The 24,401-nt window shown below is 71.6% G+C and carries 22 protein-coding genes; 12 read left to right on the plus strand and 10 right to left on the minus strand.

The genetic code is table 11. The features are described from left to right. The first annotated feature begins 176 nt into the window (after positions 1-176). Positions 177-1,961, plus strand: a complete 1,785-nt coding sequence (argS, locus tag ACFZBB_RS19810; protein ID WP_391123879.1) for an arginine--tRNA ligase — start codon at positions 177-179, stop codon at positions 1,959-1,961. On the opposite strand, the gene ACFZBB_RS19815 is transcribed toward argS, so the two are convergent. Together ACFZBB_RS19815 and ACFZBB_RS19820 are read right to left on the minus strand one after the other, a co-directional pair. Then, positions 1,958-2,842 carry an ANTAR domain-containing protein gene (locus ACFZBB_RS19815; protein WP_391123881.1) on the minus strand — a complete coding sequence of 295 codons (885 nt, stop codon included), beginning with the start codon at positions 2,840-2,842 and terminating at the stop codon, positions 1,958-1,960. The two genes, argS and ACFZBB_RS19815, sit on opposite strands and share 4 nt — an antisense overlap. 5 nt (positions 2,843-2,847) lie before the next feature. Next, on the minus strand, positions 2,848-3,564 hold the full coding sequence (locus ACFZBB_RS19820) for a GAF and ANTAR domain-containing protein (RefSeq protein WP_391123883.1): 717 nt from the start codon (positions 3,562-3,564) through the stop codon (positions 2,848-2,850). A 287-nt stretch (positions 3,565-3,851) separates the two neighbouring features. Here ACFZBB_RS19820 and ACFZBB_RS19825 point away from each other — a divergent pair, with 287 nt between their 5' ends. From ACFZBB_RS19825 to ACFZBB_RS19855, 7 genes are all read left to right on the plus strand, one after another. Continuing rightward, entirely contained in the window at positions 3,852-4,562 is a 711-nt protein-coding gene (locus ACFZBB_RS19825) for an SDR family oxidoreductase (protein ID WP_391123885.1), read from the plus strand. Next, positions 4,556-5,104: a MarR family transcriptional regulator gene (locus ACFZBB_RS19830; RefSeq protein ID WP_391123887.1), complete on the plus strand. Its 549-nt coding sequence runs from the start codon at positions 4,556-4,558 to the stop codon at positions 5,102-5,104. The genes ACFZBB_RS19825 and ACFZBB_RS19830 overlap by 7 nt, the downstream gene beginning before the upstream one ends. A 120-nt stretch (positions 5,105-5,224) precedes the next feature. Then, entirely contained in the window at positions 5,225-5,998 is a 774-nt protein-coding gene (locus ACFZBB_RS19835; RefSeq protein ID WP_391123889.1) for a DUF899 family protein, read from the plus strand. Positions 5,999-6,143: 145 nt separating this feature from the next. Next, complete coding sequence (locus ACFZBB_RS19840; RefSeq protein WP_391123891.1) at positions 6,144-6,584, plus strand: MarR family transcriptional regulator; 441 nt, start codon at positions 6,144-6,146, stop codon at positions 6,582-6,584. 60 nt (positions 6,585-6,644) lie between these two features. After that, positions 6,645-8,366, plus strand: coding sequence for an MFS transporter (locus ACFZBB_RS19845; RefSeq protein ID WP_391123893.1), 1,722 nt, complete (start codon positions 6,645-6,647; stop codon positions 8,364-8,366). Between the two features lie 34 nt (positions 8,367-8,400). Continuing rightward, a complete protein-coding gene (locus ACFZBB_RS19850) occupies positions 8,401-8,979 on the plus strand; it encodes a YbhB/YbcL family Raf kinase inhibitor-like protein (RefSeq protein ID WP_391123895.1) in 579 nt (192 codons plus the stop codon). 1,185 nt (positions 8,980-10,164) lie between these two features. Next, on the plus strand, positions 10,165-10,974 hold the full coding sequence (locus ACFZBB_RS19855; RefSeq protein ID WP_391123897.1) for a DUF4253 domain-containing protein: 810 nt from the start codon (positions 10,165-10,167) through the stop codon (positions 10,972-10,974). Between the two features lie 7 nt (positions 10,975-10,981). Here ACFZBB_RS19855 and ACFZBB_RS19860 read toward each other — a convergent pair whose 3' ends face one another. Next, on the minus strand, positions 10,982-11,398 hold the full coding sequence (locus tag ACFZBB_RS19860) for an ATP-binding protein (RefSeq protein ID WP_355340645.1): 417 nt from the start codon (positions 11,396-11,398) through the stop codon (positions 10,982-10,984). A 114-nt stretch (positions 11,399-11,512) separates the two neighbouring features. On the opposite strand from ACFZBB_RS19860, the gene ACFZBB_RS19865 reads away from it, so the two are divergent. The 3 genes from ACFZBB_RS19865 (at position 11,513) to ACFZBB_RS19875 (ending at position 13,930) form a co-directional block, all read left to right on the plus strand. Further along, positions 11,513-12,346: a Scr1 family TA system antitoxin-like transcriptional regulator gene (locus tag ACFZBB_RS19865; RefSeq protein ID WP_391123899.1), complete on the plus strand. Its 834-nt coding sequence runs from the start codon at positions 11,513-11,515 to the stop codon at positions 12,344-12,346. Beyond that, the gene (locus ACFZBB_RS19870; protein WP_391123901.1) at positions 12,346-12,639 is read left to right on the plus strand and encodes a DUF397 domain-containing protein; all 294 of its coding nucleotides are present in this window, start codon (positions 12,346-12,348) and stop codon (positions 12,637-12,639) included. The genes ACFZBB_RS19865 and ACFZBB_RS19870 overlap by 1 nt, the downstream gene beginning before the upstream one ends. A 79-nt stretch (positions 12,640-12,718) precedes the next feature. Then, complete coding sequence (locus tag ACFZBB_RS19875; protein ID WP_391123903.1) at positions 12,719-13,930, plus strand: acyltransferase family protein; 1,212 nt, start codon at positions 12,719-12,721, stop codon at positions 13,928-13,930. A 103-nt stretch (positions 13,931-14,033) separates the two neighbouring features. On the opposite strand, the gene hemB is transcribed toward ACFZBB_RS19875, so the two are convergent. Next, positions 14,034-15,020: a porphobilinogen synthase gene (gene hemB, locus ACFZBB_RS19880; RefSeq protein WP_391123905.1), complete on the minus strand. Its 987-nt coding sequence runs from the start codon at positions 15,018-15,020 to the stop codon at positions 14,034-14,036. 353 nt (positions 15,021-15,373) lie between these two features. Further along, on the minus strand, positions 15,374-15,907 hold the full coding sequence (locus ACFZBB_RS19885) for a hypothetical protein (RefSeq protein WP_391123907.1): 534 nt from the start codon (positions 15,905-15,907) through the stop codon (positions 15,374-15,376). A 221-nt stretch (positions 15,908-16,128) separates the two neighbouring features. Here ACFZBB_RS19885 and ACFZBB_RS19890 point away from each other — a divergent pair, with 221 nt between their 5' ends. Then, the gene (locus ACFZBB_RS19890; protein WP_391123985.1) at positions 16,129-18,357 is read left to right on the plus strand and encodes an AAA family ATPase; all 2,229 of its coding nucleotides are present in this window, start codon (positions 16,129-16,131) and stop codon (positions 18,355-18,357) included. A gap of 78 nt (positions 18,358-18,435) precedes the next feature. Here ACFZBB_RS19890 and ACFZBB_RS19895 read toward each other — a convergent pair whose 3' ends face one another. From ACFZBB_RS19895 to ACFZBB_RS19915, 5 genes are all read right to left on the minus strand, one after another. Beyond that, the gene (locus tag ACFZBB_RS19895) at positions 18,436-20,097 is read right to left on the minus strand and encodes a uroporphyrinogen-III synthase (protein ID WP_391123909.1); all 1,662 of its coding nucleotides are present in this window, start codon (positions 20,095-20,097) and stop codon (positions 18,436-18,438) included. Further along, on the minus strand, positions 20,094-21,053 hold the full coding sequence (hemC, locus tag ACFZBB_RS19900) for a hydroxymethylbilane synthase (protein ID WP_391123911.1): 960 nt from the start codon (positions 21,051-21,053) through the stop codon (positions 20,094-20,096). Before hemC ends, ACFZBB_RS19895 begins: the two co-directional genes overlap by 4 nt. A 294-nt stretch (positions 21,054-21,347) precedes the next feature. Next, on the minus strand, positions 21,348-22,703 hold the full coding sequence (locus ACFZBB_RS19905; protein WP_391123913.1) for a glutamyl-tRNA reductase: 1,356 nt from the start codon (positions 22,701-22,703) through the stop codon (positions 21,348-21,350). Next, positions 22,700-23,410, minus strand: coding sequence for a redox-sensing transcriptional repressor Rex (locus ACFZBB_RS19910; RefSeq protein WP_188281706.1), 711 nt, complete (start codon positions 23,408-23,410; stop codon positions 22,700-22,702). The genes ACFZBB_RS19905 and ACFZBB_RS19910 overlap by 4 nt, the downstream gene beginning before the upstream one ends. A 131-nt stretch (positions 23,411-23,541) precedes the next feature. Further along, complete coding sequence (locus ACFZBB_RS19915; RefSeq protein ID WP_391123915.1) at positions 23,542-24,240, minus strand: exonuclease domain-containing protein; 699 nt, start codon at positions 24,238-24,240, stop codon at positions 23,542-23,544. Between the last annotated feature and the right edge of the window lie 161 nt (positions 24,241-24,401).

Consider the following 24,401-nt stretch of genomic DNA (forward strand, 5'->3'; position numbering starts at 1 on the left):
CTCCCAGACATCCGGCCCCCGATCGCCAGCGGATAACCCGGCCTGTGGATAACTCGCCCGCTCCGTCCCCACCTGTGGATAACCGGCTCGGCCCATCGGGGCCCGCGTGGGACACTGGGACCTCGCCTCACCGCGAGGCGAAGTCCGCTATCCACGACACACGGAACGGCACACCCATGGCCTCGGTCACCTCCCTGTCCGCTTCACTCCAGCAGCGTGTCTCGGCCGCCCTCGCGGCCGCCGTGCCGTCGGCCGACGGCGCCGACCCGCTGCTGCGCCGAAGCGACCGGGCCGACTTCCAGGCCAACGGCGTGCTGGGCCTCGCCAAGAAGGCGAAGGCCAATCCCCGGGAGCTGGCCGCCGCCGTGCTGGCCGGGCTGCCCGCGGACGGCCCCGAGGGCCTGATCGGCGAGATCGAGGTGTCAGGACCCGGCTTCCTCAACATCTCGGTCACGGACACCGCGATCACCGCCAACCTCGCGCTGCGAGCCGCGGACGACCGGCTCGGCGTACCCCTGGCCGAGCACCCCGGCACCACCGTCATCGACTACGCGCAGCCGAATGTCGCCAAGGAGATGCACGTCGGGCACCTGCGGTCCTCCGTCATCGGCGACGCGATCGTGCGGATTCTGCGGTTCAGCGGCGAGACGGTGATCCCGCGGCACCACATCGGCGACTGGGGCACCCAGTTCGGCATGCTCGTCCAGTACCTGATGGAGCACCCAGACGAGCTGGAGAGCACGCAGACCACCGCGGACTCCGCGGTGGCCGGTGAGGCGTCGATGTCCCGGCTCGACCGGCTCTACAAGTCGTCGCGGACGCTCTTCGACTCCGACGAGGCGTTCAAGGACCGGTCCCGCAAGCGGCTGGTCGAGCTCCAGTCGGGCGACGCGGAGACGCTGAAGATCTGGCAGTGGCTGGTCGACGAGTCGCTGATCTACTTCCACTCCGTCTACGACAAGCTCGACATCGCGATCCAGGACGAGGACATCGTCGGCGAGTCCGGGTACAACGACATGCTGGTGGAGACCAGCGACCTGCTGGAGAAGTCCGGTGTCGCGGTCCGGTCCGACGGCGCGCTGTGCGTGTTCTTCGACGACATCAAGGGCAAGGACGGCGAGCCGGTCCCGCTCATCGTCCGCAAGTCCGACGGCGGCTTCGGCTACCCGGCCACCGACCTGTCCGCGGTGCGGGACCGGACGCAGAATCTGCACGCCACCACCTTGCTGTACGTGGTGGACGCCCGGCAGGCCCTGCACTTCCGGATGGTCTTCGAGACCGCCCGGCGGGCGGGCTGGCTGACCGACGAGGTCACCGTCAAGCACATCCCGTTCGGCACGGTGCTCGGCAAGGACGGCAAGCCGTTCAAGACCCGGGCGGGCGAGAGCGTCAAGCTGGAGGACCTGCTGGACGAGGCGGTGGAGCGGGCGACGGCCGTCGTCAAGGAGAAGGACACCAAGGGCGAGCTGTCGGACGCGGAGGTCGCCGAGCGCGGCGCCGAGGTCGGCATCGGCGCGGTGAAGTACGCGGACCTGTCCACGTCCCTGGGCCGGGACTACGTCTTCGACCTGGACCGGATGGTGTCGCTCAACGGCGACACGAGCGTGTACATCCAGTACGCGTACGCCCGGATCCAGTCGATCATCCGGCGCTCGGGCGAGGCGCGGCCCGCGGCCCACCCCGAGCTGCCGCTGGCACCCGCCGAGCGGGCGCTGGGGCTGCTGCTCGACGAGTTCGGCGAGGCGCTGGCCTCGACGGCGGAGACGTACGAGCCGCACAAGCTCGCCGCGTATCTCTTCTCGGTGGCCTCGGCGTTCGCGACGTTCTACGAGCAGTGCCCGGTCCTCAAGGCGGACAGCCCCGCCGTGGTGGAGAACCGGCTCTTCCTCTGCGACGTCACCGCCCGCACCCTGCGGCAGGGTCTGACGCTGCTCGGTATCCGTACCCCCGAGCGCCTCTAGGGCCCCTCGGGCCCCTCGGGCCCCTCGGGCCCCTCGGGCCCGGCGGACCCGGTCGAAGGCCCGTCCGCCGGGCCGACGGCCCGCTCACCCGCCGGGCCACCTGGCCGCCCACCTGCCCGGCCACCCGTGGGCCCGGCCTCCGGCGCGCTCTCCGGCTCGCGGAAGATCGCCGCTGTGTCGAAGTCCCCCTGGACGACGTCGTAGGCGAGCGCCGCGAGCCGCAGGTGGTGCGCGCGGGCGTAGCGGCGGAAGGCGTCGAAGGCGTCGTCCACCGACAGACCCCAGCGCTCGGCCAGCACGCCCTTGGCCTGCTCGATCACGATCCGGTTGGTCAGCGCGGTCTGGAGTTGCACGCGCTCGACCTGGCTGCGTTCCAGGGTCCGCTGCTGGAGGATCGCGATCGTGGCGACGTCCGCCAGCGCCTGCGCCAGCAGCCGGTCCTCCTCGCTGATCGGCGTCGACTCGCGCTGGAAGAGGCTGAGCGCGCCCACCACCCGCTGGCGCAGCCGCATCGGGAAGGCGTGGGTGCGGACGAATCCGGCCTCGGTGGCCCGCGTGGTGAAGTGCGGCCAGCGGGTCCGGGTGATCGGCGCGGTCAGGTCCACGTCGATGCGGGCGTCGCCGGTGCGGAAGCACTCCACGCACGGGCCCTGGTCGTGCTGGGACGCGAAGAGTTCCAGCAGCCGGGTGCTCTCGTCGGACGCGGCCAGCGGGTGCAGCGTGCCGTGCTCGTCCACGAGCAGGATGCCGACCGTCGCGATGTCCAGCAGTTCCGCGCAGCGCTGGGCGAGCCGCTGGAGGAAGTCGATGATGTCGAAGTCGTCGGTGAGCGAGTCGGCGACCTCCACGAAGACTTCGGTGAGGCGTTGCACACGCGTCATGGGGATCAGTCCTTGTCTGCTGCGGTGGAGGGGAGGGTGCCGTCGCCGTTGACCTCGAGGCGCAGCCGTCGGGCCACCACATCATGTGCCACGACGCGGATGGGCCGCCCGCTCCTGAAGGCGTGCGCCCGCAGGCGCAGGAGCGCGTCCGCGAGCGGGAGGCCGAGTTGCACGCTCGCCATGCCCGCCGCCTGGTGGACGACGGCGCTGTACAGCGTGCCGGGCAGTTCGGCGCCGCCCTCGTCCCCCAGGTAGCGGGCGGCCAGCGCGTCGGCGAGGACGAGGGCGTCGCCGGTCTGTTCGGTGCCGAGCGCCCCGGCCGTGGCGCGTACGGCGGTCAGCACACCGATCCGGATGGCGCCGAGCGCGATCGGGAAGCAGAACACCGCGCGGACCGGCAGCCGTTCGGCCTCCGGCACCAGCGCGGGCCAGCGGTCGGCGCGCACGCGGCGCAGGTCGGGTGCCAGGACGGCGTGGCCGGTACGTATGGCGTCGGCGGCCGGGCCCTCGCCGACCGTGTACTGCAAGTCCTCGAAGGCACGGCTCAACGGGCCGGAGCACCAGAGCACTTCGGCTGCCTCCCGGCTCCCCGCCGGGGTCTTCCCCGGCGAGGTGTCCCCCGCCAGAGCCGTCGACACGCCGTCCACCCCGAGCGCCACGGCCGCGAGATGCGCCCGCTGCGGCCACTCGCCCCGGCGCAGCGACACCAGCGCTTCCGCCATCGCGTCACTGATCACGGCTCAGCGCCCAACAGCCCTTGTCCTGCGGCTGATCTGTCCGAGCGGCCACCCGCATGGTGTCCCCTCAGCCGGGTGTTGTACGGACGACGGACGCCGTGCGCCCGCCGACCTTATCCCCTGCGTGCGCGATCACCCCGTTTTCCGGAGGTTACGGGCGCACGCCACGTTGACGGTGTACGTCGTCGGGGCCGCGCGCCCCGCAAAACCCCCGGCTCGGGGAGCCCCGGCTGCGTTTGACGCGGATAGTTATATGGCCCACAATCATTGTTATGACTACAACCAATTCGCCATCCGGCAAGCGCGTCCTGCTCATCGGCGCCTCCCGCGGCCTCGGCCTCGCCCTCGCGCGGGAGTGGCAGCGCGAGGGGTGGCACGTCGTCGCGACCGTGCGCGGCACCCGGCGGACGGAGCTGCACGACCTCGCAGAGGCGCACCCGGACAGCGTCGAGATCGAGACGGTGGACGTGACGGTCCCCGAGCAGGTCACGGCGGTGCGCGAGCGGCTGGAGGGGCGCGTCTTCGACCTCCTCTTCGTGAACGCGGGCGTCACGAACGAGCCCGGGGGGACGGTGGCGGAGACGTCGACCGAGGAATTCGTGCGGGTCATGGTGACCAACGCGCTGAGCCCGCTGCGGGTCGTCGAAACGCTCTCGGACCTCGTGACCGGGACCGGCACCATCGGGGTCATGTCCTCGGGCCAGGGCAGCGTGGCCAACAACGTGCGCGGCGGGCACGAGGTGTACCGGGGCAGCAAGGCCGCGCTGAACACCTTCATGCGCAGTTACGCGGCGCGGCACGAGGGCGAGTCCCGGCCGCTGGTGCTGATGGCGCCCGGCTGGGTGCGGATCGGCGTCGGCGGACCCGGCGGGCGGCTGACCGTCGAGGAGAGCATTCCGAACGTCGTCAGGACGCTCGACTCCCTCCGGGACAGCCCCGGCCTGCACTACGTCGACTACCTCGGCAAAACCGTCGCATGGTGACCCCGCCCCCGCCCCCGCCCCCGGACCCGACGTCGGCCCCGAACCCGGCCCCGAACCCGGCCCCGGACCCGGGCCCCGCCGTCCCGTCCGCCTCCGCCTCCGCCTCCGCCGAGACGGTCTGGGCCCTCATGCACGGCTTCGTCGAGGCCAACAACCGCCACGGCGAACTGGCCGAAGCCCTCGGCTTCCGGCTCGGCGCCGGACGCGGCAAGGCCCTCTCCCTCCTGCGCGACGCGCCCCTGACCCTCACCCAACTCGCCGCGTCCATCGGCGCCGACGCCCCCTACACCACCCTCATCGTGGACAAACTCGAATCCCACGGCCTGGTCGAACGCCTCCCCCACCCCGCCGACCGCCGCCGCAAGCTCGTCACCCTCACCCCGGCGGGCCACGACGCCATCGCCACCGCCGACGCGATCCTCCACCGCCCCCCGCCGGCCCTCTCCGCCCTCTCCCGGAAAGACCTCGCCCACCTCACCGCCCTCCTGACCCGCCTCACCTCAGCAACCGAGCCCGCCGACCCCGCCGATCCGCCGCGATGAGTTCCGGGCCCGCCCCGAGTCTCCTGTAGTGACCGCCGCCGGAACCCCGGCGCCGGACACGGCCGAAAGCACGGCCGAAGACACGGCCGAGAACACGGCCGACAGAGCGCGGAGGACATCGTGACGAGCACGCAGGGCGAAGCGGGCGGCGGACGGCCGCCGGTGGTGGACATGGAGACGTGGCAGGCGGCGCGGGACGAGCTGCTGGTCAGGGAGAAGGCCCATACGCGCGAGGGGGACGCCATCGCGGCGGCGCGGCGCCGGTTGCCGATGGTGGAGTTCGACGGGTCGGTGGAGGTGACGGGCGCGGAGGGCCCGGTGCCGTTCAGGGACCTGTTCCAGGGGCGGAACGAGTTGCTGGTCTACAAGCACATGTGGCACGACGGGGCGCCGCACCAGGGCCAGTGCGAGGGGTGCACGGTCACGGCGTGGCACATGAAGGACGCCGCGTATCTGAACGCGCGCGGCATCTCGTGGGCCGTGCTGACGACGGGACGCTGGGAGGAGGTCCCGCCGTTCGTGGAGTTCATGGGCTACACCGAGCCCTGGTACTCGGTGCGCGACGTGGCCGCGCCGGTCGGCGGGGCGATGGGCCATCTGACCTCCTACCTGCGCGACGGCGACCGTACGTTCCTCACGTACGACACGACGGGCCGCGGCACCGAGGCGGCCAGCGGGAGCTTCGCACTGCTGGACATGACGCCGTACGGGCGCGGCGAGGCGTGGCAGGACACGCCGGAGGGCTGGCCCGAGGGGAACGGCCCGTGCTGGTACTGGCGCGCGGACGTGGACGGGAACGCGACCTGGGGCCCGACCGGCCGGCCCGTACCGCAGTGGACGCGTCCCGGCGTGACCGCCGAGCAGACCCTGGGCCGCAGCGGCGAACACCACTGACGCGCCGCGGACGCCGTTGACGCACCCCGCCGCACGCCCACCCCGGCCCCCACTCCCGCCCCACCCGCACGCCCACCCCGGCCCCCACCCGCACTTCCGTGAGACGAAAAACAGGTAAGGCAGGTTGATAAGGTAGCCTTAGCATATGAACGAGGACCTGGACCCCGCAGCCGTCGCCGCCTCCCTCCTGACCGGCGTCGGCGCACTGGTGCGCCGCGCCCGGCAGGTGCCCACCGGCGGGGGCCTCACCATGCCCGAGCGGACGGCGTTGTCGCTCCTGAACCGCTCGGGCCCCACGACCTCCTCCGCCCTGGCCCGGCAGGTGCAGATCACCGCCCAGGCCATGGGCGCCACCCTCGCCGGACTACGGGACCGCGGCCTGGTCGACCGCGGCCAGGACCCGGACGACGGCAGGCGCGTGGTGCTGACGGTGACCGAGACGGGCCGGCGGGCGCTGGAGGACAAGCGCAACGCGCGCACCGAGCAGATCACCCGAGCCCTGACCAGCGGCGCGTTCACCCCGGCCGAACTGGAACAGCTCGCGGCGGCGGCCCCCCTGCTCGACCGGCTGGCCCAGGCCATCTGACGCGACGGACCCCGCCCGAGGACACGTCGGGAAGCCCCGGGCGCGACAGGAAGCGAGCCGATGTCCCCTCCCTCCCAGGCGCTGGGCGACCGGTACAAGTGGACGGCGCTGACCAACACCACCGCCGCCGTCTTCATGTCCGCGCTCGACGGCTCGATCGTCCTGATCGCGCTCCCCGCCATCTTCCGCGGCATCCACCTGGACCCGCTCGCGCCGGGCAACATCGCGTACCTGCTGTGGATGATCATGGGATACCGGCTGGTCCAGGCCGTCCTCGTCGTCACCGTCGGCCGCCTCGGCGACATGTACGGCCGGGTCCGTATCTACAACTCCGGTTTCGCCGTCTTCACCTTCGCCTCGATCCTGCTCTCCTTCGACCCGTACGACGGCGGCCACGGCGCGATGTGGCTGATCGGCTGGCGGGTGCTGCAAGCAGTGGGCGGCTCGATGCTGACGGCCAACTCCGCCGCGATCCTGGTCGACGCCTTCCCCAAGGAGCAGCGCGGCTTCGCGCTCGGGATCAACCAGGTCGCGGCCCTGGCCGGGATGTTCATCGGCCTGGTCGCGGGCGGCCTGCTCGCCGCGTGGGACTGGCGCGCGGTGTTCTGGGTGAACGTGCCGGTCGGCGTCTTCTTCACCCTGTGGGCGTACCGCACCCTGCGCGACACCGGAAAGCGCGGCGGCGGCCGTGTCGACTGGTGGGGCAACATCACTTTCGCGGTGGGCCTGAGCGCGGTGCTGATCGCCGTCACCTTCGGCCTCCAGCCCTACGGCGGCCACACCATGGGCTGGACGAATCCGCTGGTCGTCGTTCTGGTCGTCGGCGGCCTCGCCTTCCTGGCGGCGTTCGTCGTCATCGAGCGACGCGCCACCTCGCCGATGATCCAATTGGGGCTGTTCCGGCTGCGGGCCTTCACCTTCGGCAATCTGGCGGGCCTGGCCATCTCGATCGGCCGCGGCGGCATGCAGTTCGTGCTGATCATCTGGCTCCAGGGCATCTGGTTGCCGCTGCACGGCTACGACTACAGCGACACGCCCCTGTGGGCGGGCATCTTCATGCTGCCGCTGACCGCCGGTTTCCTCGCCGCGGGCCCGGTCTCCGGCTATCTGTCGGACCGGATCGGCTCCCGCGGCCTGGCCACCGGCGGCGCGCTGCTGTTCGGCGCCAGCTTCCTCGGCCTGATGCTCCTGCCGATCGACTTCAGCTACTGGATCTTCGCGCTGCTGATCGCGCTCAACGGGATCGCGAGCGGCATGTTCGCCTCCCCCAACTCCTCCTCGATCATGGGCAGCGTGCCGGACGAGCTGCGCGGGGTCGCGTCCGGCATGCGGGCGACCTTCCAGAATTCGGGCACCGCCGTGTCCATCGGAGTCTTCTTCTCGCTGATGATCGCCGGGCTGGCCGGCAGCCTCCCGCACACCCTCACCAGCGGCCTCCAGCAGCAGGGCGTACCGGCGCACGTCGCGACCCAGGTCGGCGGCCTGCCCCCGGTCTCGTCCCTGTTCGCCGCGCAGCTCGGCGTCAACCCGGTGCAGCACCTGCTCGAACCCACCGGCACCCTGGCGCGTCTGACGGCGGCGCAGCGGCAGACGCTGACCGGACACGAGTTCTTCCCCGACCTGATCTCGGGGCCCTTCCACTCCGGCCTGGTCATCGTGTTCGCCTTCGGGGCCGCCCTCGCCTTCCTCGCCGCCATCGCCTCGATGCTGCGCGGCGCCAACCCCGCCGCTCCCGGCCGCCAACGCCGCAAGCGCGAGCACCAGCCGTCCACGGCTCCCTGACGCCGCCGACGGCCCCTCACCCCAGGAGAGACACATGCCCCTGCTCGGCCGACTCCTCAGCAACCGCAAGTCGGGCGACGCCCACGCGGCGTGGCACCTGCCCAACCTCCAGGGCCCCGACCTGCTGACCCTCACCAGCGAGGACTTCACGGACGGCGGCACCCTGCCGTTGGAGCAGTGCGCGAAGAACGTCGGCGGCGCCGACCTCTCCCCGCGCCTGGCGTGGACCCCGCTGCCGGACGGCACAGCCCAACTCCTGCTGTCCGTCGAGGACATCGACGTCCCCATGTCCAAGCCCGCCGTGCACTGCCTCGCCCTGATCGACCCGGCGACGGCCGGCCGCCTGGAGACCGGCGCCCTGTCCGCGCGCCAACCCGCTCCGGGCGTACGGGTGCTGCGGTCGACCATCGGCCGCGGCTACCACGGCCCCGCGCCGATCAAGGGCCACGGCCCGCACCGCTACGTCTTCCAGCTCTTCGCCCTCGCCGCCCCCGTGACCGACGGCGCCCCGACCACGAAAGACCTGACCCGCGCCCGTCCCCGCACCGTCCTGCCCGCCGTCGCCTCCCCCGTCCTCGCCCGCGGCCGACTGACCGGGGTGTACGAGCGCTGAACCCGGCCGGCCGCGGCCTTGTGATCCACACGGTTGTCGGCATATCGGCGCGTCATATGCGCAATTCGGGCGAACGGCTGTAATTCTGGCGGCCGTTGCGTCGCTCTCCGTCTCCCCCTGCCCGGGCCGTCCCGTCCGGGCGGCGAGTGACGCGTGCCTGCCTCACCCAAGGAGCGCAGATGTCCCTGTCCCGTGCCGTGTCCCGCACCCGGTCCCATCTTCTGGCGGTGCTCAGCGCCGCCGCGGTCGCGAGCGGGCTCGCGGTCGCCGTTCCGGCGGCGCCCGCCACCGCGGCCGGTTCGTTCGTCGTCAGCGAGGCCCGGTTCGGCCACCGACGTCGGCGGCGGCAACCTCTCCCGCTGACCCCGGCCCCCTCTGCGGTTCCCCTGCCGGGGCGGCCGGCCGATCTTTTCAGGGGCCCGCCCCTCGGCGGTTCTCCTGCCAGGGCGGTGGGCCGATCTCTTCAGGCGCGCCCCCCCGTGCGGTTCTTTCTGCCGGGGCGGCTGGCCGATCTTTTCAGGGGCGCGGGGAACTGCGCGACCAGCCCCCACCGGGCTGTCAGCCCGAAAACAACGGCGTCTGCCCCGCTGGGGCCGGTTCTTCAAGGCGCACCACCGCGCGGGCTGAGCGCGCAGTTCCCCGCGCCCTGGTAGGCAACCTCCTGCGCAAGGGGAGGGCACAGGGGCCGCGCCCCTCAAAGCATGGCCTGCGCAAGGTCACCGTGGGGCTACTTGGGGGAAAGGTGGCATATGCGCGTAGGGGAGGAGGCCGGGGTGGTAGGGATCAGGCGTCCCTGTCCCCCAGGTCAACAGGAGTTTGAGCATGCGGAAGTTGCTCGGTCGGACGGCTGCGATCACGGCGCTGGCAATACTTTTGCTCGCCTCTGTGTCAGGCCCGGCCTCGGCCGCCGGACCCGCACGACAGGGGCGGCCCTCGGTGATGGCCGACGAGTGCTACCGGCACCACGGCGTCTGGTACTGCGCGGACGGCTGGGACTGGTATCCCGACCGCCACAGCACGGGCCCGGGGCTCTGACGAGGCCCCGCGGAGCCGGGCCGGGGCCCGGCGCCTGACCGCCGGGAAAGCCCGGCCCGCAGGGCCGAAACCGTACGTCCCGGATCGCGTCCCCACGGTCCGGGACGCACGGCTGTCCGGCTGTCAGTGGTCGCCCCTAGAGTCGGGCGCATGGCGATGCTTCCTAACCCCCTGCCGCGACTCGCGGAGTTGGACCTGCGGCTGCCCGCGGGCACATTGGTCGACACGACGTTCGAGGGCCGCTGGCACGAGCCGCTGCTGTGGATGGCGGACGGCCCCGCGGCGGACGGCGCGTGGGCGAGCCTGCTGCCCGCGCGGGCGGCGGGCCTGCAACCGCTGCTGATAGAGGCGAGCGCGCCGTACTCGAAGGGCCCGGTGGACTGGCAGTTGATGCCCGACCACGCGTCGTACGCCGGGGACCACGACGCCGAGGAAGTGCTCGCCGAGTTCTGGGCGGGCCTGATCGAGGAGGATGCCGAGGACATCGAGGAGGACGACGTCCTCGCGCCGTACGGCGCGGCGTGGCCGGGCCTGGCCCCCGCCGCGAAGGCCGTGGACGACCCCGACGACCTGGCCGCCGAGGTCACCGCCGACATGGTCGGCTCCGGCTGGCTGGAGAATCCGCGCGCGGCCCTCGTCCACGCCCGCCGCAGCGCCGACATACCCGCAGCGATCGGCTGGAGCGGCCCGCTCAACTACGAGAGCGACCCCGCCCGCCTGTGCGCCGTGCTCCGCTCGTGGGAGGACCGGTTCGGCATACGCGTCATCGCCCTCGCCTTCGACCGCCTCACCGTCTCCGTCGCCGCGCCCCCGAGCACCCGGGAAGAAGCCGAGGCCGTCGCCGCCGAGCACTACGCGTTCTGCCCGGACAACATCGACCAGGGCACCTACGAGACGCTGCGCGAGTACGCGGAGAAGGCCGTCCTCGACGTCCACACGTGGTCCTTCTGGTGGGACTGACGCCCGGTCAGCGGGCGGCGAACTCGCACCACACGATCTTGCCGGGGTTCCGCTCCCCCACGTCCCACTTGTCGGCCAGCGCGTCGACCAGGACGAGCCCGCGCCCGGACTCCTCCTGATCGCGCTCACGCCCCGGCCGGTCGGCCAGGTGCGGACGGCCGCCGCCGCTGTCGTGCACCTCGACCCGCAAGGTGGTGCCGAGGTCGCGGCGCAGCAGTAAGAGGAAGCCGCGCCCCGGGGGCACGCCGTGCAGCAGCGCGTTGGTCGCCAACTCGCTCACACACAGGAGGACTTCGTCCTCCCGGCTCTCGAACCCCCACGCGGTGAGGGCTTCCCGCGCGAACTCCCGCGCGGCGGGGACCGAGCGCCGTTCCCGACGGTAGAACCGCTCCCGGCGGTCCAGGTGCTGGACGTCTTCGTTCATGAAGCTCAGCGTCGCGCAGCGTGTTCGGGGTGTACTAGACCCGTTACCCGTACATGTCCCGTGTACGGGTAACGGCCGATACGGGTCGGGTGGAAGTGGGGTAGTTACGGTCGTATGCCACCACGCAAACGGCAGCAGCCGAAGCCGAAGAAGAACAAGTCCGCCTTCCAGTCCGTGGGCGCGCTCTTAGCCTTGTTCCGCATCGCGGCGGGTCACACACAGGCGGAGTTGGCCACGCTCATCATCGTCAGCGAGAGCAAGCTCGCGTCAATAGAGCAGGGACGGCGCCCGCTCACGCTCACCCTGGCCCGAGAGCTGGATCGCCTCCTCGAAACGAAGGGCGCTCTGGAGGTCGCGGTGGCGCACCTCCCGGAGATGGACGTGTTCCCGGAGTGGGCAGCCGAGTACATGGACTACGAGCACGAGGCCATCACTCTCTCCTTCTACGCGAACCAGGTGCTGCCCGGACTGCTCCAGACCGAGGACTACGCGCGCGCCGTCTTGAGCAACGACATCCCCACGGTCGATGAGGACGAGCTTGAATTACGCGTAGCTGCGCGTATCAAACGGCAGGACATCCTCCATCGCAGAGTGCCGCCCTCGACGAGCTTCGTCATCTCCGAGGCCGTGCTGATGGATCGCCTCGGCGACGAGGCCACCTACCGAAACCAGCTCCGCCACCTGCGACAATGCGCGGACACGCCGGGCGTGACAGTCCAGATCATGCCTCTCGGCTTGTCCGCTCACGCGGGGCTCTCCGGTCCGTTCGTTCTCATCGAGACGCCGGAACACGATCATCTCGCCTACGCTGAAACTCAGCGCGGCAGCCAGATCATTCACGACCCAGACGGCGTGAGCATCCTGGCTCGCAAATATGCGATGCTGCGCTCCCAGGCCCTCAACCCCTTTGAGTCGAAGGGTCTGTTGGACCGGTTGCTAGGAGAGTGATGAGCGCCCCACTGAAGTGGTTCAAGTCCAGCTACAGCGGTAGCCAGGGCGGCGACTGTGTCGAGATCGCCTACGCCTGGCGTAAGTCGAGTTACAGCAGTGAGCAGGGCGGCGAGTGCATCGAGGTCGCGGCTCACCCGGCCGCCGTGCACGTGCGGGACTCCAAGGACCCCCAGGGTCCGAGCCTCACGTTCACCCCGGCCGCATGGGCGGCCTTCGCCACCTTCGCCGCGACCGCCACCGCCACGGCGGCGCCGGGTTCCGATATGACCGATAAAACGCCACTTCTTTAGGACATTCCTAAAAATTACCCGGGGGTAAGGTGGGCGGAATCCCCAATTCGCCTCAGTTCACCTCTAGGACACCCCACCTATGAGCACCGTTGTTCGCGGAGATGCCGCCCCCACCGGCTCCGCGCCGCTGCCCGACCTCGCACCGGTCCCTGAGCCCGCCGCCGGAGGCAAGGCCGGGAGCGGGGCACCGCAGCCGAAGAAGCGGCTGTACGTGCTGGACGGTCTGCGGCTGATAGCCGCGCTCATGGTGGTGGCCTACCACTACATGGGCTTCGACGACTGGTTCGAGTCCCCGTGGGGGAAGTCCTCGCGCGCGGTCTTCCCCGGCGTCCACGAGGTGGCCGGGTACGGATGGCTGGGCGTCGAGCTGTTCTTCCTCATCAGCGGGTTCGTCATCTGCATGTCGTGCTGGGGGCGGACGCCGAAGCAGTTCGCCGTGTCGCGGTTCGTCCGGCTCTATCCGGCGTACTGGTTCGCCATCGCGGTGACCACGACGGTGCTGGTGACGCGGCCGGGGGGAACGACCCTTGCCGCGAGCGACGTGCTGACGAATGTCACGATGTTCCAGGAGCTACTGGGCGCGCAGGACGTGGACGGCGTGTACTGGTCGCTCTGGGTGGAGCTGCGGTTCTACCTGCTGTTCATGGTCGTGGCGATGATGGGGCTGACCTACAGGCGAGTGGTCACCTTCTGCATCGTCTGGCTGCTGCTGGCCGGAATCGCGCCGCAGTCGGGGATCGATCTGCTGCAGTTGATGATCGTTCCCCAGTACGCGGCCTTCTTCGTCGGCGGCATCGTGATCTACCTGATGCACCGGGTGGGGCCCACGCCCATACTGTGGCTGCTGCTGGGGGCGTCCTGGCTGATGGCACAGAACCAGCTCACGGATCTGGTGGCCAGCGCCGAGGCGTCCACACACACCAATCTGTCGTGGTGGTGGTCGCTGGCCGTCGTGAGCATCTTCTACGGTCTCGTCCTGGGCGCCGCGCTCGGGAAGCTGAACTTCTTCAACTGGCGTTGGCTGACGGTCGCCGGTGCGATGACGTATCCGTTGTATCTGCTGCACGAAGACATCGGGTGGGAGATCATCCGGCACACGCACGGGGTGCTCCCGGCCCGCATCCTGGTTCCGGCGCTGGTCGCCGTGATGCTGCTGGCGGCCTGGCTCGTCCACAAATACGTGGAGACGCCGCTGGCCAAGGCGCTGAAGAACTGGCTGCTGCCCAAGAAGCCGGCCAAGCCGGTGCCCGCGCCGACGACCGGGGCCGACTCGGAAGCGACCGCCGGGTAGCACCAGAAAACCCACCGGACTCGGGCGTATCTCCGTTCACCAGCACGTGCGGTTGGACCACCGGTGCGTGGGAATCCGGCGTTCGCCGACGGGCGGACCGGCCCTAGAGCCGCTGGGCGGCCTCGGTCGCCCAGTACGTGAGGATCATGTTCGCGCCCGCCCGGCGGATGGACGTCAGCGTCTCCATGATCGCGCGGTCGCGGTCGATCCAGCCGTTCGCGGCGGCGGCCTCGACCATCGAGTACTCACCGGAGATCTGGTACGCGGCGACGGGCACGTTCACCTCGTCGGCAACGCGGCGCAGCACGTCCAGATAGGGCAGCGCGGGCTTGACCATCACCATGTCGGCGCCCTCCTCCAGGTCCAGCGCCAGCTCGCGCATCGCCTCACGAAGGTTGGCCGGGTCCTGCTGATACGTCTTGCGGTCGCCCTTGAGCGAGGAGTTGACGGCCTCGCGGAAGGGGCCGTAGAAGGCGGAGGCGTACTTCGCGGTGTAGGCGAGGATCGCCACGTCCTGCTTGCCGATCTCGTCCAACGCGTCGCGTACGACGCCGACCTGACCGTCCATCATGCCGGAGGGGCCGACCACGTGGACGCCCGCGTCGGCCTGGACCTGGGCCATCTCGGCGTAGCGCTCCAGCGTGGCGTCGTTGTCGACGCGGCCCTCGGCGTCGAGCACGCCGCAGTGACCGTGGTCGGTGTACTCGTCCAGACACAGGTCGGACATCACCACGAGCGCGTCGCCGACCTCGGACACGACGTCGCGGATGCCGAGTTGGAGGATGCCGTCGGGCTCGGTGCCCTGGCTGCCGACCGCGTCCTTCACCTCGGGCACGCCGAAGAGCATGATGCCGCCGACCCCGGCCGCCGCCGCCTCCGCCGCCGCCTTGCGCAGCGAGTCGCGGGTGTGCTGGACGACGCCGGGCATGGAGGAGATCTCCTGCGGCGCGCTGATGCCCTCGCGGACGAACATCGGCAGGATCAGCTCCGCCGGGGACAGCCGCGTCTCGGCGACCATGCGGCGCATCGCCGGGGTCGTCCGCAGACGTCGCGGGCGCGCGCCCGGAAACTCGCCGTACCGACTGCTCATGGCTGCGCCGCCTTCCCGTGGGTCCGAACCCGTGGAGATCGAGGCACCCTCACGATCGAGGGCTCTCTCCCACGGTACGCCCGCTCCCGGGGTGCTTTTCCCGACGCCCAGTCGGCTCCGCAAAGGGCCGCGGCAACGCAAAGGAGAAGAAGATCCGTTCGCTTCCGCGCCGCGCAATTCGTCGGCCGCCGTCGTATCCGCGGAAAGGCGACCGCCGGAAATTCGGGCGTTGCCGACGGCCTGTCGGTGTCGCGACCCGCGGGCGTAATGGCCTATGGGTGTCACGGCCTGTGCATGTCACGGCCCAGGGGCGTCGCGGCCTGGTGAATGCGCCTTACCGGTGCGTGCCGGGCTCACCCGGAGAAGAAGCGCGCCTCCGGGTAGCGGTGCGAGGGGCCGTCGCGCAGGCCGTCGAAGTCGGCGGCGGCGATGCGCCGGTCGTCGTGCATGGCCTGGAGGGCGGTGAAGCCGCCCGCCGACTTGCCGTACGTGCCGACGCGGTCCAGGTCCGCCGCCCCGCGCAGGTCCGGCGGGAGCGCGCCCGGCAGCGCGTCGAGGAGGAAGCGCGTGTCGGCCACCCGTACCGCCACCGTCTTGCGCAGCAGCACGGTCAGGGCCGGCGGGTCGGTGGCGACCTTCGCGAACTCCTCGGGCAGGAGCATGCGTTCGACCCGGCCGCCGGGGAACTCCACGGCCGGCGCGTCGTAGGTGTGGTCGAGGGTCACCACGACATAGCCGCGCGAGGCGAGGTCGTCGTAGAGCGTGGTGCCCATCGAGCGCGGGTCGCCCGCGCCGGGCGAGTAGAGGACGACCGGGTACGGGCCGCGGGCCCGGTCGGCCGGCGCGCCCCGGTGGGCGTGCGTGCGGGTGGCCGCCCAGTCCACCACGGCGAGGCCGGTCGACGCCCATGGGGGTTAACCTCACCGCCACGCGATCTTCACCGCGCACGAGAAATCCCCGGTGGGCAATTGCCGACCGGGGATCGCCACGCGTATATTGGTTTCTTCTGCGCGCATTCAGCGCACATGAGAAAGGCCCCGATCACGGGGCCAACAAGAAGAACCATATCCGACGGGGAGCCGTTTTGTCAAATCGGGAAAGCGTCGAATTGCGGGAAGAGCAGGAATTCATCGACCGCGTCCACGCACGGGTCGACGCGCTGCGCGGTGTCGCGGCGCAGGGCGTCGAGGACGCGCTGACGCCGGTCGGCACCGGCCTCCAGGCGCGGCTCGAACGCGACATCCGGGTCGCGGAGCGCTCCGGCCTGCTCGCGGCGCTGAACGCGGTCGACGGTTCGCTGTGCTTCGGCCGCGTCGACCGCTCCGACGGCGCCACGCACCACATCGGCCGGATCGGCATCCGCGAGGACGACGCCGACCGTACGCCGCTGCTCATCGACTGGCGCGCGCCCGTCGCCCGCCCCTTCTACCTCGCCACCGGGCACACCCCGATGGGCCTGCGGCGGCGCCGCCACATCGCCAGCGAGGGCCGCACCGTCACCGAGCTGCACGACGAGATCCTGGACCTCGCCGACGGCGAACGCACCGGCTTCGAGGACCCCAACGGCGACAGCGTGCTGCTCGCGGCGCTCAACTCCGCGCGCACCGGCCGGATGGGCGACATCGTGCGGACCATCCAGGCCGAGCAGGACACCATCATCCGCGCCCCGCACCGGGGCGTCCTGGTCGTGGAGGGCGGCCCCGGCACCGGCAAGACCGCCGTCGCCCTGCACCGGGCCGCGTTCCTGCTGTACGAGCAGCGCGAACTGCTGTCCAAGCGCGCGGTGTTGATCGTCGGTCCCAACCCGGCGTTCCTGCGCTACATCGAAGAGGTGCTGCCCGCGCTCGGCGAGACCGGCGTCCTGCTCGCCACCCAGGCCGAGCTCTTCCCCGGCGTCCACGCCACCGGCACCGACACGCCGCGCGCCGCCGCCGTCAAGGGCGGCGAGGAGATGGCCGAGGCGCTGGCGACGGCCGTCCGCGACCGGCAGCAACTGCCCGAGCCCGGCGCCCCGTTGATCATCCGGCACGACGACGGCGACCTCATCCTCGACTGGGAGATCGCGTACGAGGCCCGGCAGGCGGCCCGCGACACCCTGCTGCCGCACAACCTCGCCCGCCCGCACTTCGTCTTCCGCGTGATCGACGCGCTGACCGCGCAGCTCGCCGAGCGCATCGGCGCCGACCCGTACGGCGGGCCCAACTTCCTCGGACCCGACGACATCGCGCTGCTCGGCCGGGCCATCGCGGCGAGCAAGGAAGTCCACGCCGCCGTCGACGAGTTGTGGCCGCCGCTGACCCCCGAGGCGTTCCTGGCCGACTATCTGGCCGCACCGGTGTACCTGCCCGCCGAGGACGCCGACGCGATCCGGCGCCCGCGCCCCGACAACCCCCTCGACGCCCCGTGGACGCCCGCGGACGTCCCCCTGCTGGACGAGGCCGCCGAACTCCTCGGCGTGGACGACAGCGCCCGGCTGGCGGCCGAGGAGGCCGTACGGCAGGAGCGGATCGCCTACGCGCAGGGCGTGCTGGAGCTGTCGCGGGGCTCGGAGTCGTACGAGTTCGAGGACGAGGAGTCCGAGGTGCTGGCCGCGCACGACATCATCGACGCCGAGCGGATGGCGGAGCGGCACGAGGAGGACGACCACCGCAGCGCGGCCGAGCGCGCCGCCGCCGACCGCACCTGGGCGTTCGGGCACATCATCGTGGACGAGGCGCAGGACCTGTCGCCGATGGCGTGGCGGCTGCTGATGCGCCGCACCCCGACGCGTTCGCTGACGCTGGTCGGCGACCCGGCGCAGACGTCGGAGGCGGCGGGCGTCGGCTCGTGGGAGAACATCCTGCGACCGTACGTCGGGGACCGCTTCGAGCACGTCACGCTGAAGGTCAACTACCGTACGCCCGCCGAGATCATGGAGCTGGCGGCCAGGGTCGTACGGGCTCAGGACCCGCAGTACGTCCTGCCGGTGTCGGTGCGCTCGACCGGCGAGCGGCCGTGGACGCGGGAGGCGGGCGGGGACCTGGCGGGGACGGTCGCCAAGGCCGCCGCGGAGCTGACGCCGCTGCCGGGGCAGGGCCGCCTGGCGGTGATCGCGCCGCGCGAGCTGCACGAGGAGATCGCCGCCGCGCTGGACGGTGTCACGGCGGGCGAAGCGCCCGACCTGACCCGGCCGTTGGTGCTGCTGGCCCCGCGCCAGGCCAAGGGCCTGGAGTTCGACCATGTGCTGGTCGTGGAGCCCGCCCGGTTCGGATCGAGCGACCTGTATGTGGCGCTCACCCGCGCCACGCAGCGCCTGGGCGTCGTCCACCGGGAGCAACTGCCCCCGGCGCTGCGGTAGTCGTGGGCCCGTGCGGCCCACCAGGTCCTCGACGCGGGCCCTGATCCGGGCCCTGGACGCGGGCCTCAGATCCGGGCCCTAGACGCGGGCCCTTCGGCGCGAGCCGGGACGGCGCTCGCTGGGACGGGTCACCGGGTCGCCCGCCTCCTCGGCCGCGACCCGGCGGGCCGTACCGAAGTCGGCGAGGGCCTGCGCGAGGGCGAGCACGGACGGCTCGGGCGACATGACGTCCACCCGCAGCCCGTGCTCCTCCGCCGTCTTAGCGGTGGCGGGCCCGATGCAGGCGATCACGGTGACATTGTGCGGCTTGCCCGCGATGCCGACGAGATTGCGCACGGTCGAGGACGAGGTGAACAGCACCGCGTCGAATCCGCCGCCCTTGATGGCCTCACGGGTGTCTGCGGGCGGCGGCGAGGCGCGCACGGTCCGGTAGGCCGTCACGTCGTCCACCTCCCAGCCCAGCTCGACCAGTCCGGCCACCAGCGTCTCGGTGGCGATGTCGGCGCGCGGCAGGAAGACGCGGTCGATCGGGTCGAAGACCGGGTCGTACGGCGGCCAGTCCTCCAGCAGCCCGGCCGCGGACTGCTCGCCGCTGGGCACCAGGTCCGGCTTGACGCCGAACTCCACCAGCGACTGGGCGGTCTGCTCGCCGACCGCGGCGACCTTGATACCGGCGAAGGCCCGCGCGTCGAGCCCGTACTCCTCGAACTTCTCGCGCACCGCCTTGACGGCGTTCACCGACGTGAAGGCGATCCACTCGTAGCGTCCGGTGACCAGGCCCTTGACGGCCCGCTCCATCTGCTGCGGGGTGCGCGGCGGCTCGACCGCGATGGTCGGCACCTCGTGCGGCACGGCGCCGTACGAGCGGAGCTGGTCGGACAGCGACGCCGCCTGCTCCTTCGTGCGCGGCACCAGGACCCGCCAGCCGAACAGCGGCTTGGTCTCGAACCACGACAAGTGCTGGCGCTGGGCGGTGCGTTCACCCACCACGGCTATCGCGGCGATCGGTCCCTCGGGCGTCGGCAACGCCTTGGTCGCCTTCAGCTCCGCGGCGATGGTGGCCAGCGTCGCGGTCCAGGTGCGCTGCCGGGTGGTGGTCCCGGCGACGGTCACCGACAGCGGGGTGTCGGGCTTGCGTCCGGCGGCGATGAGTTCCGCGGTGGCGATCGCGACGGTCTGGAGCGTGGTGGAGACCACCAGCGTCGCGTCGCTCGCGCCCACCTCGTTCCAACAGCGGTCGCCGGCGGTGGCCGCGTCCACGAAGCGCACGTCACTGCTCAAGTGCACGCCCGCGTAGGCGGGTACGCCGACGGCGGCGGCCACGCCGGGCACGACCTCGAACGGGATGCCCGCGTGGGCACAGGCCAGCATCTCCTCGGCCGCGGACGAGTCGAGGCCGGGGTCGCCCGCGACCGCACGGACGACCCGCTTTCCGGTCCGCGCGGACGCCATGACAAGCTGGGTGGCAGCAGCCGAGACAGCGGAGATGTCCAACACCTCGCCGTCTGCGGCGGGTTGGGCCGTGCCCACGTCCGCGCGGGCGTGCGTGCGGACCACGTCGAGCACCGGCGCGTCGCCGACCAGCAGGTCGGCACGGGCCAGCGCCTCCACAGCGCGCAAGGTCAGCAGCCCGGGGTCTCCGGGCCCGGCACCGAGGAAGGTGACGTGGCCGGAAGAAGGTCGGTTGGAACCGGCGGTCCCGGTGGTGTTCGTCGTTGCAGCGACGGCGGCGGGGTTCAAAGTGCGCGCTCCCCCATAAGACCGGCCGCACCCTTGGCGAGCATCTCGACGGCCAACTCGCGCCCGAGGGCACGCGCTTGCTCGTCGGACGCCGGTACGGGACCGGTGATGGACATCTGCACCAGTGAGGCGCCGTCGGTCGTGCCGACGACACCGCGCAGGCGCAGCTCGGTAGTCTGCCCGTCGGCCACGAGGTCGGCGAGCGCGCCCACAGGGGCGGAGCAGCCGGCTTCGAGGGCGGCGAGCAGGGATCGCTCGGCGGTCACGGCGACCCGGGTGAACGGGTCGTCGAGCTCGGCGAGCTGTGCGGCCAACTCCTGGTTGGAGGCGGCGCATTCGACCGCCAACGCTCCCTGGCCGGGAGCGGGCAGTACGGTGTCGGCAGCGATCAGCTCGCTCGCCTCCGCGAGCCTGCCGATACGGTTCAGCCCGGCGGCGGCCAGTACGACCGCGTCGAGCGTGCCGGAAGTAACGTACCCGATGCGGGTGTCAACATTGCCACGGATCGGCACCGTCTCCACGGCCCTGCCGTGTGACCGTGCCCACGCGTTGAGCTGCGCCATCCGTCGCGGGGAGCCCGTGCCGACCCGCGCTCCGTCGGGCAGCGTCTCGAACGTCAGGCCGTCGCGGGCCACGAGCGCGTCCCGCGGGTCCTCCCGTACCGGGATCGCGGCGAGCGTCAGGCCGTCCGCCGCCGCGGTGGGCAGGTCCTTGAGGCTGTGCACCGCGAAGTCAATCTCGCCGGCCAGGAGGGCGTCCCTCAGGGCCGAGACGAAGACGCCGGTGCCGCCGATCTGGGCCAGGTTCTCTCGCGAGACGTCGCCGTACGTGGTGATCTCGACCAACTCGACCGGACGGCCGGTCAGTTCCGTCACCTGGGCGGCGACCATGCCCGACTGCGCCATCGCCAGCTTGCTCCGCCGGGTCCCCAACCGCAGGGGCTGCGCCCCGGGCACGGAGGGCGCCCCCTCAACGGCTCCTTCGCGCACGGAGGTTGCCCCCTCGGAGGCGCGGGGCACCGCGGTCTCAGCCGCAGCGGCGCCGCTCGTCTCCGCCGGGTCCAGCGGGGCACCACCGGTTGTTCCCGGACCACCGGTTGTTCCCGGACCACCGGCCGTCACCGGCCGGCCGCGCAGTTCCCCGCGCCCCTGCGGGGCACGTCCAGCCGCGTCCGGCACCTCGCGCCCACCCGGCGGCAGCCCCAGATCAGACACAGCCCCGGGCTCGTGCGGGGCACCCGTCTCGTTCATTCAGCGGCCTCGATTCGGTTCTGGGACGCCCAGGGTGGTGCGGGTCGGCGCGGAGCGGACGGCGGCTACGGCCTGCGGGTCGAGGTCGAAGAGCTCGCGCAGGGCGTCGGCGTAGCCCGCGCCGCCCGGCTCGCCCGCGAGCTGCTTGACCCGCACGGTGGGCGCGTGCAGGAGCTTGTCGACGACGCGGCGCACCGTCTGGGTGATCTCGGCGCGCTGCTTGTCGTCCAGATCGGGCAGCCTACCTTCGAGGCGGGAAAGTTCACCCGCCACGACGTCGGCGGCCATGGCGCGCAGCGCCACCACGGTGGGCGTGATGCGAGCGGCACGCTGAGCCGCGCCGAAGGCGGCGACCTCTTCGGAGACGATGGCGCGCACGGCGTCGACGTCGGCGGCCATGGGCGCGTCGGCGGAGGCGGCGGCCAGCGATTCTATGTCGACCAGGTGCACGCCGAGCAGGGCGTGTGCGGCCGAGTCGATGTCGCGCGGCATGGCGAGGTCCAGCACGGCGAGGTCGGTGCCCGCCGGGCGCTCGGCGAGGGCGGCGCGCAGGTCGTCCGCGGTCAGCACCAGGCCGGTCGCGCCGGTGCAGGACACCACGACATCGGCGGTGCGCAGCGCGGCGGCCACCTCGGACATGGTGATCGCGCGGCTGTCGAGGGCACTGTTGTCGGAGGCCAGCGTCGCCGCGAGGCGCTCGGCCCGGTCGACCGTGCGGTTGGCGATGGCCAGCTCGCGCACACCCGCGCGCGCGAGCGTGGCGGCGGCAAGGGAGGACATGGAGCCCGCGCCGACGACAAGGGCGCGGCGGCCGGCGAGCGGTCCCGTCGTCACGGCGAGCTGGTCCAGGCCGAAGGTGACCAGGGACTGGCCCGCCCGGTCTATCCCGGTCTCGGAGTGGGCGCGCTTGCCGACCCGCAGGGCCTGCTGGAACAGGTCGTTGAGCAGCCGCCCCGCGGTGTGCAGCTCCTGCCCCGCGGCCAGCGCGTCCTTGATCTGGCCGAGGATCTGGCCCTCGCCGACGACCATGGAGTCCAGCCCGCAGGCCACGGAGAGCAGGTGGTGGACGGCCCGGTCCTCGTAGTGCACGTACAGGTGCGGGGTCAGCTCTTCGAGGCCGACGCCGCTGTGCTGGGCGAGGAGCGTGGACAGCTCGGCGACCCCGGCGTGGAACTTGTCGACGTCCGCGTACAGCTCGATGCGGTTGCACGTCGAGAGCACCACCGCCTCCGCCGCGGGCTCCGCGGCGAGCGCGTCCTGGAGCAGCTTGGCGCGGGCGTCCCCGGTGAGCGCGGCCCTTTCCAGGACGCTCACGGGTGCGCTGCGGTGGCTGAGTCCGACGACGAGAACGCTCATGCGGGCATCACGGCGGGTACGTCACCGTCCGGGTCCTGGCGGTCCTCGCCCGCCTTGCGCTGCTCGTGGAAGGCAAGGATCTGCAGCTCGATGGAGAGGTCGACCTTGCGTACGTCGACGCCGTCCGGAACGGTCAGCACGGTCGGCGCGAAGTTGAGGATCGAGGTCACACCGGCGGCCACGAGGCGGTCGGTGACCTCCTGGGCGGCGCCGGCGGGCGTGGCGATGACGCCGATCGACACCTGGTTGTCGTCGACGATCGACTCCAGCTCGTCGATGTGGCGGACCGGGAGCCCGGCGACCAGACGGCCCGCGAGGGCGGGGTCGGCGTCCAGCAGCGCGGCGACCCGGAAGCCGCGGGAGGCGAACCCGCCGTAGTTGGCGAGCGCGGCGCCGAGGTTACCGATACCGACGATGACGACCGGCCAGTCCTGCGTGAGGCCCAGCTCACGGCTGATCTGGTAGACGAGGTACTCGACGTCGTAGCCCACGCCACGGGTCCCGTAGGAGCCGAGGTAGGAGAAGTCCTTGCGCAGCTTGGCCGAGTTGACCCCGGCGGCGGCGGCGAGTTCCTCCGACGACACGGTGGGCACCGAGCGCTCGGAGAGTGCTGTCAGTGCCCGCAGGTACAGCGGAAGTCTGGCGACGGTGGCCTCGGGAATCCCTCGGCTGCGGGTCGCCGGTCGGTGAGATCGGCCAGTTGCCACGGTGCTCCTGCGGGTAGAGCTGGGCTGAAGACGACCACGGTCTTTGGGGCCGCCCCGTGGACAGCAGGCTATGTCTTTGTGAACGCGTGCACAAAGATGGTGTCCGATTTGCCCGGCGGACGTGACCGGCATCACGCGCTCCCATTACGGACATTGGGCACCATTCGCCGTGCGGAATCGTTGCTGCGTCGCTTCCAGAGTGCGTCAACGACCCCCGGTAGGCCAGTGGCCTGCGGCCATTCCACCGCGGCGGCCTGCGCCAGCCGCTCGTCCAGAACGGCGGATTCCGCAAATTCGACCGATTCCGCACCCCGAACGTAGTGCGAGAACAGCTCAGCCGTCGCACGGGCGTCACCCAGCGCGGTGTGCGCGTGCCACTCCGTGACGCCCGCTGCCTCGGCGCAGTCGCGCAGTGACAGCCCGTGCGGAACGGGCAAGCGGCCGGCGGCCATCCGCATCGTGCAAAGTTCTGGTATAGACGGCAGCCGCACCCCGACGCGGGCGTACTCGGCGGCCAGGAACGAGCGGTCGCACCCCACGTTGTGCCCCACGAGCACCCGGCCGCGCAGCAGACCCAGCAGCCGGGCCGCGATGCCGTCGAACGAGGGTGCCCCGCCGAGGTCGCCGCCCTCGATGCCGTGGATGTGCGTCGGGCCGACCGGACCGTGCGGATCGACGAGCGTCGTGAACTCGCCCTGCGGGGTCAGGTCCTTGTCCAGCAGCACGACCGCCAGCTCCACCACCCGGTGCCGCCGCGACGACGAACCGGTCGCCTCGACGTCGACCACGGCAAAGCCGTACGCCGAAGCCTGGCTCGGAGCCGAGAGCACGCGGTCACACTCCTCACGCATCGCCCCCGGCCGTACAAAACGACCTCGATCGTAATCGAATGTGCGCGAGTGCGAGTAACGCCCGCATATCGCCTGTGACACAGGTGCAGTACGGCCGCACGGAGGGTCACGGGTGACAGGTGGTGCGACCCGGCGCCGTC

The sequence above is a fragment of the Streptomyces sp. NPDC008139 genome (assembly GCF_042957025.1).
GTDB lineage: Bacteria > Actinomycetota > Actinomycetes > Streptomycetales > Streptomycetaceae > Actinacidiphila.